This window comes from Nocardia nova NBRC 15556, from assembly GCF_001613005.1.
GTDB classification, from domain to species: domain Bacteria; phylum Actinomycetota; class Actinomycetes; order Mycobacteriales; family Mycobacteriaceae; genus Nocardia; species Nocardia nova.
This window is the reverse complement of the sequence record NZ_BDBN01000009.1, coordinates 52,815-67,897: the sequence shown is the minus strand read 5'-3', so window position 1 is coordinate 67,897 and position 15,083 is coordinate 52,815. Positions and strand designations below refer to the sequence as shown.

Genomic DNA, 15,083 nt, shown 5'->3' with positions numbered 1-15,083 from the left:
ATCTGAGACGTCCAACTATCAGAGCGAGCCCCAACGAATAGGACTGGCGTACGCCGGATGAAGGTTTGGGCGCGGCCGTCCGATGTGGCGGCGGGCAGTGGCGTCGCGGCGCAGTTGACCTTGATGGAGTTGTTCATTGCGGGCGCGGTTCCGGCGTCCGAGTTTGCGCGGGCGTGGTTGGGGGCGCGGCGGGATTCTCTTCAAGCCGGGGAGCGAGTGCGAGAGCCTTTCGACCGGCTGCTGAACCGCGTGCTCTACGCTCTCGAGGAGTACGCCATCGATCCCGCTCAGCGCGAGTACGGCGATCTCACAGATGCCGCCCTGGCCAGGGACGTGCAGGACGTTCTGCATGGGTTACGCATGCTCTGAACAGCGTTTCTCCGAGTGCCTCGATCCCGGACGTCGGGCCTCGCCCATGCCCACAAATGGCGCGACGAGTGAAAGCGCAGCTCAGGGCCGCGGGTGCACTCCGTCGCGCACCTCCGTGGTGGTGCGGGTGATCATGTCCCGCACCTGTGCGGTCATCCGCCTGGAATCGGTCGGCTTGATGCGCAGGATGCGGTCGCCGAAGATCGCGTACCGACCGTCGTCCACGAAATCCGTGATCTGAAAGTCCTTGCGGCCCTGCGTATGCCGATTGTCGGGGCTGCCCCACGGATAGGCCGCGATGTGGAAGTTCGCGGTGGTCGGGCGTTTCAGGAAGCGCGCCAGTTGTTCCTTCGGGCCGACGACCCACGGATCACGGACGTGAGCTGCGGAAGTTTCCAGGTCTTCGACCGGAATGTTCAGCGGTTTGCCTTGTCCCTCAGCGCATTCGGGCAATTCCGCGATCACCGCGGCGGCGACCCGATCGGATTCGAGAAAGGAGAGGTGTACCGCCCCGCCGACCGTATCCTCCGGTCCCGGTTCCTGCACCGCGATCACGCCGTGGCGATCACGCACGGCGGCGTGGACGCGGATTCGGTGTTCACGGCCGCGCCCGCGGAACCCCGCGATCTCGACGCGGACCTCGGGATCGAACAGCACTCGGATTGCGCGGTCCAGGTCCTCGTCCAATTGCGGCAGCAGGACTTGCGCGATGCGCTGCCGCGTCCGGTTCACATCCTCCAGCGTCGGCTCGGCGGTGAACCGGTGTGCCAGTGGGTACGGCAGCACATCGCGCCCTGTCGCGTCCCACAGCACACGGAATTCGGCCGCATCGAACCGCCATTTTCTGTCACTCATCGCCCCGCCCTCCTGCCCACGACCGCCACTACTCCCCGATGACCGGAGGAACGGTCTTCGGAAGATCCGGGATGCCGGTCAACTCGTCACCGTTCTCCTGGTTGATCAAGTAGTCGGCGACGCTCTTGGTGCGTTCTTCTTCCTTGTCGCCCTTACCGCGTCCAGCACCGCCCATCCCGGGCATACCGCTGGCGCCGGCGCGAGCCGCCGAGGCCGTCGCGCGTCCCCCGGCCCCCGCCAGAGCGCCGGGCTGGACTCCCCCGGGCACACTGCTGCCGTGTCCGTTCGGGCCGTTGGTTCCACCGAGGCCACCGCCGAGACCGCTGCCGCTGCCGCCCGGCAGGGACGAACCCGAGGAACCGAGCGAGCTCGGGTCGAGGCCGGAAGGAGTCGTCGCCGACGAGGGATCGGTACGAGCCTGATCACCGGCGTTCTGCGAGCCGTCCGTTTGGCCGTTCCCCGACGGATTCGATTGCGATGTCTGCGAATTCGAACCTTGGCCGTTCTGATTCTGATCACCCGGCTTGGGCTGATTCGTGTCGTGCGTGCCGCCGGGACCGGATGGTCCCGGACCGTTACCGCCTGGGCGCCACGAGGACGGCGGCGGCTGGTCGCCCGGCCCGGCCGGATCCTGCGTGTTCGGTTTCGGAATGACCGGGACGCCGGTGTCGCTTTCGTGGACGACCGGGGCGTAAACCGTGGTCAATACCCGCTTGGCCTCGGTATACGCATTGTTGTAGGCCGTGACATCGTCTCGCCAGCCCTTCCCCACCACGAGATTCACCGCGTTGCTGACTCCGGACCGATGGCCCGGCACATGCGGCACCAAGGTTTTCGTCGGCGCCAGGCCCGTAGCCAGCTCCGACAACTTGTTACTGGTCAGCGCTGCGGCTTTGGCGACCTTGGACGCCTGCGAGGTGTAGTCCGTCACCGCCTTCGCGGCGGCATTGCGCGACTGGCCACGCCAGATGCCCTCGTTGGTGGCTTTGCCCATGGCCTGCTGAAACGTCGTCAACGAGGTGGTTTCCTGGGTGCCGATCTTGTTCCAGGCATCCTTCAGGTTGTTGACCGCCTCGAGGTCGATCTTGTCGACCTTCTCCCGCAAGGTCGCGAGGTCGTGTCGTTCGAAGTTGTCGGTGGTCTGCACCGACGGCGTGCGGAAATCACCCTCGAAACCGATTGCGCGAGCGTCGTTTCGGACGCTGTCGCGGGTGGTGTTGAATTCGCCCTGCAGCTCATACGGATTCTGGATATGCGAGGGATCTCGCCCCTGCGTCCAGTTCGTCAGGACCTCACCGACGAACGAGCTGAACCCCTCCGGCAGAAAACTCATGACGACTACCTGCCCGCTGTGTCGGTGGCTGCGATCTGTCCGGCGGCGGCGACGTCCTGGCCGGTGAGGTGCTTGACGGACTGTGCCATCACCTCGCGCATGTTCTTGACGGTTTCCATGTGGTCCTTGATGACCTGGTCGATCGAATTCGGTTCGCCGGTAGCCTGTTTCAGGTAGCCGCCTTCGAGGGCGTGGCCCATGTCGAAGTCGCCGAAACCGGAGACCCGCTGAGTCAGTTGCGCAACGTTGAACAGGCTTTGAAGCTCTGTCAGCCGTGTGTCGCACGCCGCGAGGCACTCACGAGCAACGGCTTCGTCATCCAGATACAGCTCGCCTCCGCGCGCTTGCTCGGCGAACTTCTTCCAAGTCTCTACTTCACCGGCCATGTCTGTTCCTCCCCTTCTGGTTCGACACTTACTCCGGCATCAGAGGGACGAGCAGTTCGCCGACGTGGTGCAGTGTGGCGCACGGATCACCAGGATTGTCGACGATGAGACTGTTGGTGATCACAATTTCGACGATCCCCTGTTGAGCAGCGAAAACGGCGTCGCAGGTGTCGTTCTTCGATGCACCCTCGACCCGGTATTGCTGTCCCTTCCGTCCGGCAAGTACCACGTCCTGAAAGTCGACGTTGCCCTCTTTGTTCTGGATCTCCTGCAGGGAACGCTTACCGGAGAGCACGTTGACGGTGTACTGCTTCCCCTTCCAGTTACAGATCTCCCACCCGCTCTGATGCACCCCCGCGATCCCGCTCTCCTTCGTCGCGGGATCCACCCCCGCCTTCCGCAACACATCATCCGGAATCTGCGTACAAGGATCCCACAACTTCACCGCCGCAGCGCTGGTCGTGGATCCGTTACCCCCATCGTTCCCGTCGTTGCACGCGGCCAGAATCGGCACAACTGCCGCCAGCAGGACTATCGCGAGTCGGCGAGCAGCCACCGTCCGCCCCCTTCGGTTGATCATGCTTGCACCTGGTCGGCCGACTTTATCAAACCGGTTCAAACGGGCGGGGTGGTCGAGAAGCCCCCTAGGGTGTCTGGTGCCGCGAGGAAAAACCTCTATTGTGAACAACAGTGTTCGTAAATAAGGGGAGACCACGATGAAAGATCTGACCGGCCGGAAGTGCCTGATCACCGGCGCGGCCAGCGGGATCGGCCGGGCGACCGCGGTCGCTGCCGCCGCGGCGCGGATGCGGCTGGTGCTGACCGATATCGATGCCGAGGGGCTGGCCGAGACGGCGGCGCGGATCCGCGTCGGCGGGGGTGAGGTGCTGGAGGCGCAGGTGCTCGACGTCTCCGATTACGAGGCGGTGACCTCGTGGGCGAAGCGGGTGCACGACGAGTACGGCAGCCTCGACGTGGTCATGAATATCGCCGGCATCGCCACCTGGGGCACGGTCGAGAATCTCGAGCACCGCCACTGGAAGTCGATGGTCGATGTGAATCTGATGGGCCCGATCCACATCATCGAGAACTTCGTGCCGCCGATGGTGGCGGCGGGGCGCGGCGGACACCTGGTCAACGTGTCCTCGGCCGCGGGGCTGCTCGCGCTGCCGTGGCATGCGGCCTACAGCGCCGCGAAGTTCGGGCTGCGCGGAGTGTCGGAGGTGCTGCGATTCGACTTGGAGCGCCACGACATCGGCGTGAGCCTGGTGGTGCCCGGGGCGGTGCGCACGCCGCTGGTGGGCACCGTGCAGATCGTCGGCGTGGATCGAGACGATCCGCGGGTGCGGCGGATGGTGAAACTGTTCGAGGGGCATGCGGTGACGCCGGAGAAGGTCGCCGACCGGATCATCTCCGGCGTCCGGCACAACCGCTTCCTGGTGCACACCTCGCCCGATATTCGCATCGGCTACTGGTTCGCTCGCAAGTTCGCGTGGCCGTACGAGCTGGTGGCGCGAATTGCCAACCGCGAGTTCAGCAAACTGCTGCCGGCACCGGCGCGCGACACTCAGTAGTGCGTCACGCAGACCACGAAACGCCTTTCGTTGTAGACGAATCCGCGGTCACCGTCGGAGCAGCTGTTGACGTCGGTGGTGCCGTTCTTGATTTCCACCACGCGCACCCGGCCCGGGGCGGCGGTGGCACAGTCGACGGGAGTGGGACTGCCGTCGGCGATATTCATGCAAGCGCCGGTGACCCAGTTGAAGTCGAGGCAGAGGGTGTCGGTGGCACCGCCGGGCAGCGTCTCGGCCACCGAGCGGTCGGCATCGGCCGGGCAGTGCGCGCCCGCGACGGCCTTCGCGGTGACCTTGTAGCGCGAATCCGTACCGGCGCAAGCGGTTTTCTGCACCGGAGCGCCGGCGTCGGGCGTGGCGACCACTGCGGCCACGCAATCGCCGACGGCCACCGTCTCGCCCGGATGCTTCTGATCGGCACCCTTGTTCAGCACCAGCGGCTCGTCCGACGCCGAGGAGGTGACACCGGTGGCGGTCGGCTGGGCGGGCGGCTCGGCGGCCACGGGCGCGACCGTGGTGGTGGGTGATACCGCTGCCGCGGCACGCGTTTCGTCCGAATGATGCCCGGCGGTGAACGACAGCGCGGCGGCGATCAGACATGCCGCCGACAGCGCGGCGGCAATCACGAAGCCCGTCAGGGTGACACCGGCTTGAACACGTCGGCGCGACACGTACTCGTCCTCCAGAGCGGTAACGCTTCGAACCACCCCGAACGATGATCGAAGAACACTTGCGAATTTGCAGACCTCGCAAATGCATACACCATCCGGGCGTTCGCGTCGAGGCGGCGGCGGGGGCCCGACGCATCGAAAATAAAAAGGTTTCTTTTTCACTAAATTACTTGATCACGATCGCACAACAATGCCGCCGTTCGGGTTCCGGAATTACCAAGTCTGGCAATTAGCGTTCGACGCGTTATTGTCAGCTTTCGTCCGGACCGTTCGGCCGGAAGTCTCGTGAGAAGGAATCCTGAATGAAGTTCGGCACGTTCGCCGCAACCTCGATCCTGGCGGTGGCCACGGTCGGGATCACCGCGGGAACCGTGAACGCCAGTCCCCCGGCCGCACCACCGGCCGCCGCCAAAGAGATCACCACCTCCGGAACCGACCGCGGAGTCACCTATCACGCTGTACTCAACGACTTTTCGCGGGTCCTGACCGCCGTCGTCGAGCACGGGCGATTCGAGGTCGACAAGGACGCGACCGCTGTGGCCCTGAAGTCCGACAACGGCGCCGACCTCGTCACGGTGCCGCTGACGTACCGGATGGCCGGCAGCACGGTCCATGTCGCGCAACACATCAGCGACGACGGGCACAAGGTCGTGCTCGAGCCCAAGGCCACCGCCACCGAGATCGGCGAGATGCAGCCGATCAATTCGATGGCGCGGCTGACCAACGAAATCAATCAGAACGTCGTCGGCCTGGTGGCCGGTGGCGTGCTCGGCGGCCTGATCGGCGCCGTCCTCGGGATGGGCTTCTTCAGCATCATCACCGGGCCGATCGGCATGGTGGTCGGCGCCATCGCGGGCGGATACGCGATGGGCGGCCAGCCGTTCCTGGACGCCGTCAACGCGGTCGTGAGCGGACAGCCCTGATCCGGGCCGGTGTCGCGGGGCGGACCGCGCCGCGCCGCGACACCGGTTTCGGACATCACGGGCGTTCTGCTTGCACCCCCGGCGAATTCGTGGCTCAATCCGAAGGATGGCCGGGGAACCGTATAGATGGGTCGCGACAGCCGAGACCGACATGGTCGAACTGCGCGATGCGGTTTCCGGCCGCGCGGTCGAGATCGTGCGGCCCTCGGACGAGGATCTGCCCGCTCCACTGCTGCGCCAGGTCGAGACGCTGGTCTTCGACTGGGCCAATCTGCTCACCCAGTACGAGGCGTGGTCGGATCTGCACACGCTGTACCGCCGCGAGCCGGACACCGTTCTCTGGGCCCTGAGTTGGCTGCTGGCGCTCTGGGCGGTCGTCGGTGAGACCAGGACCGGCAAACCGGCCGATGCGATCATCCGCGATCTGGATTACCGCGGGGGCTGGCGGGATCTGCGCAACGCGGAGGACGAGCGGGTCTGGACCGGATTGACGCAACGGGTGCGGCTGGGCGGCATCGCCGCGCTCACCGAGGATCCGCGGGCGGTGCGGGCCTATCACGACGCCTGCGTCGAACCGGCCGATATCGGCCCCATTCTGCTGCGGCACACGCTGATTCATCTGGACGCGCTGAGCCAGGACATGGACCGCGCCGGCATGCGAGCGCGCGGGCTCGCCTCCGCGGTGCTCGATCACACCGCTCCCGATCCCGGACCGCGGCGGCGGCTCTGTTTCCGGCCCTCGCGGCCGGGACCGGACGGGTTACGCGACCTCGGCTGAGGCCGGATCGGCGCCGGGATGCAGGCGGCGGAATCGGCTGCCGTGAAAGACCAGCGGTTCGTGCTGTGAGCGCGTAGCCAGGCGGGTGATCTGCACCAGGACGACCTGATGGTCGCCGGCCGACACCTGGGTGTGCACCGTGCCCTCCAGCCAGGCCGCCGCGCCGCCGACGAACAAAGAACCGCCCGCTCCCCGATGCACTTCGACATCGCCGAACCGGTCACCGTTGCGGCTGCTCATTCGCTGCGCCGCCTCGTCCTGGTGGGCGCTGAGCAGACTCAGACCCAATCGCTGGACGCCGACCAGTTTGGGCCAGGTGGTCGAGCTGTCCTGCACGCAGAACGACACCAGCGGCGGATCCAGGGATACGGGCACGAAGGTGCTCACCACCAAACCGGCCGGAACACCGTCGAATTCCGCGCAGACCGCGACCACACCGCTCGGGAAATGCGCGAAGGCACGACGCAAACCCGCACTGTCGGAGGGTATTTCGCTCAGATCAGACATGGTTACCCACTTCTCGACTCACTCGCGGACGTCTGTTCAGATGACGCCGTGCAACGGGGGTGTGGTGCCGTTGAGCACCGCGCGCCCGATGTGCTGGTACTTCCACCGCACCGGATCGTGCAGCGTATGCGTGCGGGCGTTGCGCCAGAACCGGTCCAACCCCAGATCGGCTGCGGCACTGCGGGTTCCGCTCACCTCGAACAGTGCGGCCGACACCTCGTTCGCGGCGCGGTCGGAGGTGATCTTGGCGGTGGCGACCGCGATCGACGCCTCCGCCGCGAGCGCGGTGGCAGTCTCGGTGTCGAGTGCGCCGCTGTTCGTCTGTGTGACAACATGATCCACGGCTCGCCCGGCCACCTCGAAGGTCGCCTCGGCGGCGGCCACGGTGACCGCCAACTCGCCGATGCGCTGGATCACCAGCGGATCCTCACTCGCCCGATCGACCCCGGCCTCGAACCACGGACGGCTCTCGGTGCGCACGAACTCCGCAGCCGCGTCCAGCGCGCCGCGGGCGATGCCCACATCGATCGCGACGTGCAGCAACTGCGCGAAGGCTCCGTAACCGGTGGGGGCACGCACCGCCGCCGCCCGCGGGATCAGCTGGTCACCCGTGACCCGCACCGCCTCGAGTGTCACGGTCCCGCTACCCGTCGTGCGCTGGCCGATGCCGTTCCAGTCGTCGACGATCGTCACACCCGCGGTATCGGCGGGCAGGAAGGCGATGTATTCGCCGGGGTCCAGGCCGCTGCGCCCGTCGGGATCGTCCAGACGGGTCAGGACGGCCAGCAGATCCGCGAAAAGCGAACCCGTACAATAGAATTTGGTTCCGTCGATTCTCAATCCGCCGTCGACGGGACGCAGTGTGGTGCCGATTTCGGCGATGGTCGCGCCGCTGCGCTCGGATTGCGCGTTCGCTATCCGCGCGCCGGCGAGCACCCGTCCGAAATAGCGTTCCCGCTGAGCGCGAGTTCCCGCCAGTCGCAACAGATTCAGATAGACGAAATGGCTGTGCGGAATCTGCGCGATATTCGGGTCCGCCGCCGCCAGCAGCCGGAAAATCTCCGCCACCTGGGCGGGCGCCAGATCCGCACCACCGAATTCGGCCGGCACGGTGACGGCCAGCAGCCCACTGGCCGAGAGCTGGTCCAGTTCCCGATGCGGCAACTCGCGGGCGCTGTCGCGCCGGGCCGCATCGACCGCGAATTGCGCGGCCAGACGTGCCGCCGTCTCGTGAGCCTGGGCGGCGGAGGTGATCCGCGCGGCGGCGACGGCAGTCATCGACTCGCCGCCAATTCGGGTTCGCGCTGGGCCTCCAGCTCCCGGACCAGCGGCAGCACCTTGGCGCCGAAGTACTCGATCTCCTCCTGGAAGTGCAGGAAGCCCGCGAGGATGAGGTCGACCCCCAGGTCGCGGTAGGCGACGATCCGCTCGGCGATCTGCTCGGGAGTGCCGATCAGCTGGGTGCGGAAGCCGTCGTTGTACTGGACCAGATCTTCGTAGGTGGAATCGGCCCACATGCCCTTGCCGTCGCGCGTGGAAGCGCCGGCCTGCTGCACCGCGTCGCGGAAACCCTCCACGGCGGGCCGGTTGGCCTTCTCGATGATCTCGCGCAGGGTGTCGCGGGCCTCGGCCTCGGTGTCGCGCGCGATGATGAACCCGTTCAGGCCGAACTTGACCTCACGGTTGTGCTCGCGCGCGACCGCCCGGACATCCTCGATCTGTTCGGTGACGCCGTCGAAATCCTTGCCGTTGGAGAAGTACCAGTCGGCGTAGCGGCCGCCGTTGCGTCGCGCGGCCGTCGAGTTACCGCCCTGGAAGAGTTCGGGATTCGGCCGCTCCGCCGTGTTGAGCGGCTTGGGCTTCAGTGTCAGGTCGCGGATCCGGTAGAAGTCGCCGGCGTAGTTCACCTCGTCCTCGGTCCACAGCTTGCGGATGACCTCGAGGAATTCTGCGCTGCGCCGGTACCGCTCGTCGTGCTCGAGCCACGGCTCCCCGAGCGCGGTGAATTCCCCGCCGAACCAACCGGATACGACGTTGATCGCGAAGCGTCCGCCGGACAGATGGTCGGCGGTGACCCCGAATTTCGCCAGTACCGCCGGATGCCACAGCCCGGGGTGCACGGCCGCGATCACCTTCAGCCGCTCGGTGGCGCCCAGCAGCGCGAGGCTGAACGACGTCGACTCGTGCTGGTATTCCGCGCCGTAGGAGGCGGTGTAGCGCACCTGCGAGAGGGCGTAGTCGAAGCCGTTGTTCTCGGCCGTGCGCGCCAGCTTCTTGTTGTATTCGAAATCCCAGCCGGTGCGCTGATCGATCGTGCTGGTCACCAGCCCGCCGCTGACGTTGGGCACCCAGTAGGCGAACCGGGTCTGCTCGGCGATCTTCTCGGTGGTCATCGACACTCCTGTGATGGGGACATCCGCACCCGGTCGCGCCGACGGCCGGGATGTTCGTGCGCGAACCGTGGTCGGTACAACCGTGGTCAGTGCGCCGAGTGCGGCAACCGTGCACCCGGCGCACCTCCACTTCAACACCGCCGAACCGCCCGGACGAGGGTTTGAATCCTCAGGATCGGATCAGCCGCTGTGCTCCGATCAACGGCCCGCCGTTACGCCGGAGCGACCGCCGAGCCGTACCGCGAGCGTTCGAACCGGCCCGCCGGCTGGAATCGCGCCACCAGCTCGTCGGCGCCCTCACCGGTGATCTGCTCGAGCAGCGCGTCGGCGTCGGCGAGCGAGTTGATCTGCAGCAGGGGTTGTGGCTTGTGCAGCGTGCTCACCAGCACCGAGGCGACGCGCTGGTCGACGGCCGCGGCGGCGAAGAACCGGTTGCCGATCTCGGCCAGCTCCGGATCGCCGAGGAACAGGCGGGTCACCTTGGCGGCGGCATCGGAGCGGGCCAGCAGGAACGCGGTGTACTGCTCCTCGATCCACTCGGCGTCGAAGGGGCCCTCGTGCGCGGAGGCGGCCGCGACGAGCCGCTGCGCCTGAATGAGTCCGCTCTGCGCGCCCTGGCCGGCGATCGGGTCGTAGGCGACCGCGGTGTCCCCGAGCGCCGCCACGACGTGCCCGCCCGCCGTGCGGCCGACACCGTGCCGAACCACCGGCCGCACCGCGCCCTTCAGCCAGGAGTGCGGGTCCTCGGCGATCACCTTGGTGGCCAGCACCTCCGGCAGATCCCAGTCGATGTAGTCGCGGTAGAGCTCGGTCACGATGCGGTGCGCCGACTCGGCGGAATCCGCGGCGGCGAACCGGCTCTCCCATTCGCTGCCCGGCCGCGCCCAGCCGAGGAAGGCCCAGCTCGGCCCGGCGTCCTTGTGCAGATACGGACCCCACCACGCCTCGCCCTGCTCGGCGAAGATGGAGAATCCGCTGTGCTGCCCGCCGGACGTGCTGCGGTGCGCGAAAACCTCGGGGTCGTACCCCAATCCGGTCACGGTGACGGTGAGCAGACTGCGCTGCGGCGCGTCGTAGACGGTCCGTTCGGTGTCGATCGGGAACAGCTCCGCCAAACCCGCCTTGCCGGTCGCGACCAGTACCAGATCGTTCGCGGCGGCGATAGCGTCCAGGCTCTCGGGAGTCACCTTCTCGACCACGAAGCGACCACCGGCCTCGACGAACGCTGTCAGTCGCTCGTCGACCTTGAGCCGGGTGTCGACCGCGATGCCGACGAACCCGTCGAAATCGCCGTCGAATCCGATCAATTCGGGCCGTTCCGGCCCGGGACCCGCGATGCGCACGCTGAGTCCGGTGTGCTGCGGGGCCCGATTCACGTAGGTGTCGAGTCCGAGGGCGGTTTCGGCGGCCTGGGCCTCACCGAAGATGAGCGCGGTTCCGGTGGCGGGGATGTCGTCACGCAGACCGCGTTGGTCGCGATCGCTGTGGATCGTGACGTCGAACCCGGCTTGTTGCAGTCCGAGAGCGGCGGTGACACCGGCGATGCCGGCGCCGACGATGGCGGCGGTGCGTTTCGAATTCTGGTTCGTCATAGCCGAAATACTTCGCTTGCCAGCCGCTTTCGTTGACAGTTGCAATCACCGGGAATCGATGTACCCGCACCGCCGATCGGTCACGTCGCCGTGATGCCCGCCTGCGGTCGCACCTGTTCGTCCGGCAGCGCCGTCGAACCCGGCCCGCCGAGCCGGTAGCGGGCGCCGCGATGGTCGTCCGGCAACCGGTCGCCCGCGCCGAACAGCGCGTTGCGCAGGGTGCCCGGGACATACTCCCGCGGATAGGCGCCGCGCTCGGTGAGAACCGGAATCACGTGCCGCACAATATCTTCGAATGTTCCCGGGGTGATCGCGTAGGCCAGGTTGTAGCCGTCGATATCGGTCTCGTCGACCCATTCCTGGAGCCGGTCCGCCACCGACGTACCCGATCCGACGAATACGGGCCCCATTCCGCCGATGCCGGCCCAGGCCGCGATATCCCGCACGGTCCATTCCCGGCCGTCGTCGTCGAATTCCTGGAACGCGGCCACGGCGGACAGGATCGCATTGCTGTTCACCTCGCCGATCGGGTCGTCGAGGTCGTACCGGGACAGGTCGATGCCCATCCAGCCGGACATGAACACCAGGCCGCCCTCGACGCTCGCGTACGAGCGGTATTCGTCGTATTTGCGTTGCGCCGCTTCGTCGGTGGCGTCGGTGATGATGGTGGCGAGCGCGTAGACCCGGGCGGCACAGCGGTCGCGACCGGCCGCCTCCAGCGCATCGCGGATGCGGGTAACCGTCTGTGCCAGAACTCGTTTCGACGGCGCGGCGACGAAGATCGCCTCGGCGGCGAAGGCCACGCCGCGGGGTGAGGCGCCCGCCTGATAGATCACCGGGGTCCGCTGCGGCGAGGGCTCCGACAGGTGGATACCCGGCACCGTGAAGTGCTTTCCGGCGTGCCCGATGTGATGCACCTTCGCCGGATCGACGTAGATGCCCTGCGCCCGGTCGCGCACGACCGCGTCGTCCTCCCAGGAACCTTCCCAGAGCTTGTACAGCACCTCGAGATATTCGTCGGCGTGGTTGTAGCGTTCGTCGTGGTCGAGGTGCTCGGACTCACCCATATTGGCGGCGGCCGACGGTAGATATCCGGTGACCACGTTCCAGCCCAACCGGCCGTTGGTCAGATGGTCCAGGGTCGACAGCCGCCGGGCGAACGGGAAGGGATGCTCGAACCCGGTGCCGGTCGTGATGCCGAACCCCAGATGCTCGGTCACCGCCGCCATCGCCGAAACCAGCAGCAGCGGATCGGCGACCGGTACCTGCGCGCCCTGCCGCAACGCGGCGATGTCGTTACCGCCGTACACGTCGTAGATACCCAGCACGTCGGCGATGAAGATACCGTCGAAACGGCCGCGTTCCAGCAGTTTCGCCAATTCGGTCCAGTAGCTCAGCTCCTTGTAGCGATGCGACTGGTCCTCGGGGTGGCGCCACAGCCCCGGGGACTGGTGCGCCACACAGTTCATATCGAAGGCGTTGAAACGGATGCGCCGGGTCATCGCCGCACCCGACCCTCGCGGCTGCCCGCGCTCCACGCGTACGGGAGTTCGGATCCGTTGAGCAGGTGGTCACCGATGGCTCGCGCCTTCTGAACCGCGGGATTGTGCACCGAGATGGTGCGGGCGTTGCGCCAATGCCGGTCCAGCCGCAGATCTTCGGAGGTGATCGAGGCGCCACCGACCTCGAACAGCTGGGTGGTGGCGGTCAGGACGGTGTCGATCACACCGAGTTGCGCCTGGGCCGAGGCCAATTCGACCGCGTCCAGCGCGGCCTCGTCCTGTGCTCCGGCGGCCAGCACGCCGTCCAGCAGGTCGGCCACGGCCAGCACACTGGCTCGCGCTCCGAACGCCGCGGCCGACAGCTTCCCGATCACCTGCTGTACCAGCGGGTCGTGGCGGGGTAGATCGGCGACCGAATGGCTGTAGCTGCGGGTGCGGTCGGCGACCCAGGCCCGAACGTCGGATTCCGCCCGCTGGGCGATACCGGCCAGCACCGCCAACTGCACCAACTGCAGATACGAGGTGGCGTAGGTACGGCCGGGCGCGCCGTAACCCGGGCCGAGCACCCGCTCTTCGGGGATCCGCACATCGTTGAATTCCGTTGTGCCGCTGGCGGTCAGCCGCTGCCCGAAACCGTCCCAGTCGTCGCTCTGGCGCACACCGTCGGCATTCGCGTCGACCAGCACCGACACCCGTTCCCCGTCACGGTCTGCCGCCACCAGAATATGGTCGGCGTACAGCGAACCGGTGCTGTAGTACTTGGTGCCGTTCAGCAGCCAGTCGTTGTCGGTGCCACGAGTCAGCCGGGTGCGGTAGCGGTCTACCGCGCCGACGCCCGGTTCGGTGATGGCGTTACCGACCAGCACACCGGAGCCGGCCGCGCGCAGCCAGTGCTCGCGCGCGGGACCGGGCTCGGCCAGCAGCTGATCCTCGACGAACGAGAAGTGCACCCGAAGTGCCTGCGGCAGATTGGATTCCGCGGCGGCGAGGTCGATCAGCAGCCGGAACAGCTGTCGCACGCTGACGCCGAAGCCGCCGTATTCGGCCGGCACCCGGAGCGCCCCGAATCCGGCTTGCCGCAGCCAGTCGACCTCCTCGTAGGCCAAGCGGCGATCGATCTCGCGCGCCACCGCCCCGGCGGCGATGCGGTCGAATACGGGGCCGAAGATGTCGTCGAGGTCGCGATCGGAGATCTGCTGCGGTGCTGTGGAGGCCATACCCGACGATGACCCGGCAACGCGATTCGCTCACCCGTTACACGCAGCGGGAACATAACTATCCGTCACATGCTCAGGAGGGGCGCATCCGTAGTTCGTCGTGGAGGATCCGCGCGGCGGTGGCCATCGCGGCCTCCGCGCCGGGCTGCACCACGGCGGGTACCCGCGAACGGGTCAGCACGGCGACGGCCAGGGTTTGCCCGTCGGCGTGTTCGGCTACGCCCGCCTCGTGCCGCAGATTCAGCAGCGTGCCGGTCTTCGACGACCAGCGGGTGGCGTCGGAGCTGAAATCGGGGGCGAGGCGTTGACGTAACAGGTTGCCCGACAGGAACTCTCGCACTCTCGCGGCGGCGTCGCGGTGGGCCCGCGCCGGCCGCCACACTTCGGCGAGCAGATCGACGAACGCTCGTGCGGTGCCGGTGTTGGCATGGCTGATGTCGAGTTGCGTCACCGGATGTCCGCGTCCGGCCGTGGCGGCCTCGATGGCCAGGGCATGGGCGAGATGACCGTCGGCCGGGGCGAACTGCTCGGCCGGGGTCCGCACCAGATCGTCGGCCAGATGCCGCACCGCGATGCCCTCGTGGCCCAGGCGCCGCAGTTCGGCGGTCACCGCGGCGGGCGGAGTCAGCTCGAACAGGGCGTCGGTGGCCCCGCCGTCGCTGATCGCGATGCTCAGATACATCAGGTCCTCGACCGCGACCGTGGCCGGATGGCGAAATCTGCTCAACCCGGTCGGGCCGGCCACCGTGCTGCGGCCGGGCAGCACCCGGATCGGAGCCGCCGGATCGATCTCGCCGCGCATCACCCGTTCCATCGTCGCCAGTACGAGCGGCACCTTCACCAGCGAAGCGATCGGCAATTCCAGTTCGGCGTCGAGGCCCAGCTCGTCGCCGGTGTCGAGATCGCGCACCAGAATCGAGCCGTCCAGTCCGGCGTCGTGCAGTTCCGTGCGCGCGCGGCGCAGTGCGGTCGAAACGCCCATG

The 15,083-nt window shown here is 67.1% G+C and carries 16 protein-coding genes; 4 read left to right on the top strand and 12 right to left on the bottom strand.

Translation table 11 applies throughout. The features are described 5' to 3' along the window. Positions 1-57 precede the first annotated feature (57 nt). Positions 58-369 (top strand): colicin immunity domain-containing protein, encoded by a 312-nt coding sequence (locus NN2_RS05375; RefSeq protein ID WP_063010931.1) that lies wholly within the window; start codon positions 58-60, stop codon positions 367-369. Positions 370-450: 81 nt separating this feature from the next. Here NN2_RS05375 and NN2_RS05370 read toward each other — a convergent pair whose 3' ends face one another. Genes NN2_RS05370 through NN2_RS05355 form a run of 4 tightly spaced genes read right to left on the bottom strand, consistent with a single transcriptional unit; the run spans position 451 to position 3,499 of the window. Next, positions 451-1,224: an ESX secretion-associated protein EspG gene (locus NN2_RS05370; RefSeq protein WP_063010930.1), complete on the bottom strand. Its 774-nt coding sequence runs from the start codon at positions 1,222-1,224 to the stop codon at positions 451-453. A 28-nt stretch (positions 1,225-1,252) separates the two neighbouring features. Next, complete coding sequence (locus NN2_RS05365) at positions 1,253-2,557, bottom strand: hypothetical protein (protein WP_063010929.1); 1,305 nt, start codon at positions 2,555-2,557, stop codon at positions 1,253-1,255. Positions 2,558-2,562: 5 nt separating this feature from the next. Further along, the gene (locus NN2_RS05360; RefSeq protein WP_063010928.1) at positions 2,563-2,943 is read right to left on the bottom strand and encodes a hypothetical protein; all 381 of its coding nucleotides are present in this window, start codon (positions 2,941-2,943) and stop codon (positions 2,563-2,565) included. A gap of 28 nt (positions 2,944-2,971) precedes the next feature. Further along, positions 2,972-3,499, bottom strand: coding sequence for a DUF3558 domain-containing protein (locus tag NN2_RS05355; RefSeq protein ID WP_227463158.1), 528 nt, complete (start codon positions 3,497-3,499; stop codon positions 2,972-2,974). 160 nt (positions 3,500-3,659) lie between these two features. On the opposite strand from NN2_RS05355, the gene NN2_RS05350 reads away from it, so the two are divergent. Beyond that, positions 3,660-4,517 carry an SDR family oxidoreductase gene (locus NN2_RS05350; protein WP_063010926.1) on the top strand — a complete coding sequence of 286 codons (858 nt, stop codon included), beginning with the start codon at positions 3,660-3,662 and terminating at the stop codon, positions 4,515-4,517. Here the strand turns inward: NN2_RS05350 and NN2_RS05345 are convergent. Further along, on the bottom strand, positions 4,511-5,188 hold the full coding sequence (locus NN2_RS05345) for a hypothetical protein (protein ID WP_063010924.1): 678 nt from the start codon (positions 5,186-5,188) through the stop codon (positions 4,511-4,513). The two genes, NN2_RS05350 and NN2_RS05345, sit on opposite strands and share 7 nt — an antisense overlap. 302 nt (positions 5,189-5,490) lie before the next feature. Here NN2_RS05345 and NN2_RS05340 point away from each other — a divergent pair, with 302 nt between their 5' ends. Further along, positions 5,491-6,111 (top strand): DUF8020 domain-containing protein, encoded by a 621-nt coding sequence (locus NN2_RS05340; RefSeq protein WP_063010922.1) that lies wholly within the window; start codon positions 5,491-5,493, stop codon positions 6,109-6,111. Between the two features lie 106 nt (positions 6,112-6,217). Beyond that, entirely contained in the window at positions 6,218-6,889 is a 672-nt protein-coding gene (locus NN2_RS05335; protein WP_063010916.1) for a hypothetical protein, read from the top strand. On the opposite strand, the gene NN2_RS05330 is transcribed toward NN2_RS05335, so the two are convergent. The 7 genes from NN2_RS05330 to NN2_RS05300 all read right to left on the bottom strand — a co-directional run bounded on the left by NN2_RS05330 (position 6,872) and on the right by NN2_RS05300 (position 15,082). After that, entirely contained in the window at positions 6,872-7,396 is a 525-nt protein-coding gene (locus NN2_RS05330) for a flavin reductase family protein (protein WP_063010914.1), read from the bottom strand. The two genes, NN2_RS05335 and NN2_RS05330, sit on opposite strands and share 18 nt — an antisense overlap. 36 nt (positions 7,397-7,432) lie before the next feature. Further along, a complete protein-coding gene (locus NN2_RS05325) occupies positions 7,433-8,674 on the bottom strand; it encodes an SfnB family sulfur acquisition oxidoreductase (RefSeq protein ID WP_063010910.1) in 1,242 nt (413 codons plus the stop codon). Next, positions 8,671-9,789, bottom strand: a complete 1,119-nt coding sequence (gene sfnG, locus NN2_RS05320) for a dimethylsulfone monooxygenase SfnG (protein ID WP_030516541.1) — start codon at positions 9,787-9,789, stop codon at positions 8,671-8,673. The genes NN2_RS05325 and sfnG overlap by 4 nt, the downstream gene beginning before the upstream one ends. Before the next feature lie 212 nt (positions 9,790-10,001). Continuing rightward, positions 10,002-11,381 carry a styrene monooxygenase/indole monooxygenase family protein gene (locus NN2_RS05315; protein ID WP_063010908.1) on the bottom strand — a complete coding sequence of 460 codons (1,380 nt, stop codon included), beginning with the start codon at positions 11,379-11,381 and terminating at the stop codon, positions 10,002-10,004. 80 nt (positions 11,382-11,461) lie between these two features. Next, entirely contained in the window at positions 11,462-12,883 is a 1,422-nt protein-coding gene (locus NN2_RS05310) for an LLM class flavin-dependent oxidoreductase (protein WP_063010952.1), read from the bottom strand. Beyond that, a complete protein-coding gene (locus NN2_RS05305; RefSeq protein ID WP_063010906.1) occupies positions 12,880-14,100 on the bottom strand; it encodes an acyl-CoA dehydrogenase family protein in 1,221 nt (406 codons plus the stop codon). Before NN2_RS05305 ends, NN2_RS05310 begins: the two co-directional genes overlap by 4 nt. A gap of 73 nt (positions 14,101-14,173) precedes the next feature. Continuing rightward, complete coding sequence (locus NN2_RS05300; RefSeq protein ID WP_063010904.1) at positions 14,174-15,082, bottom strand: serine hydrolase; 909 nt, start codon at positions 15,080-15,082, stop codon at positions 14,174-14,176. Position 15,083 lies beyond the last annotated feature (1 nt).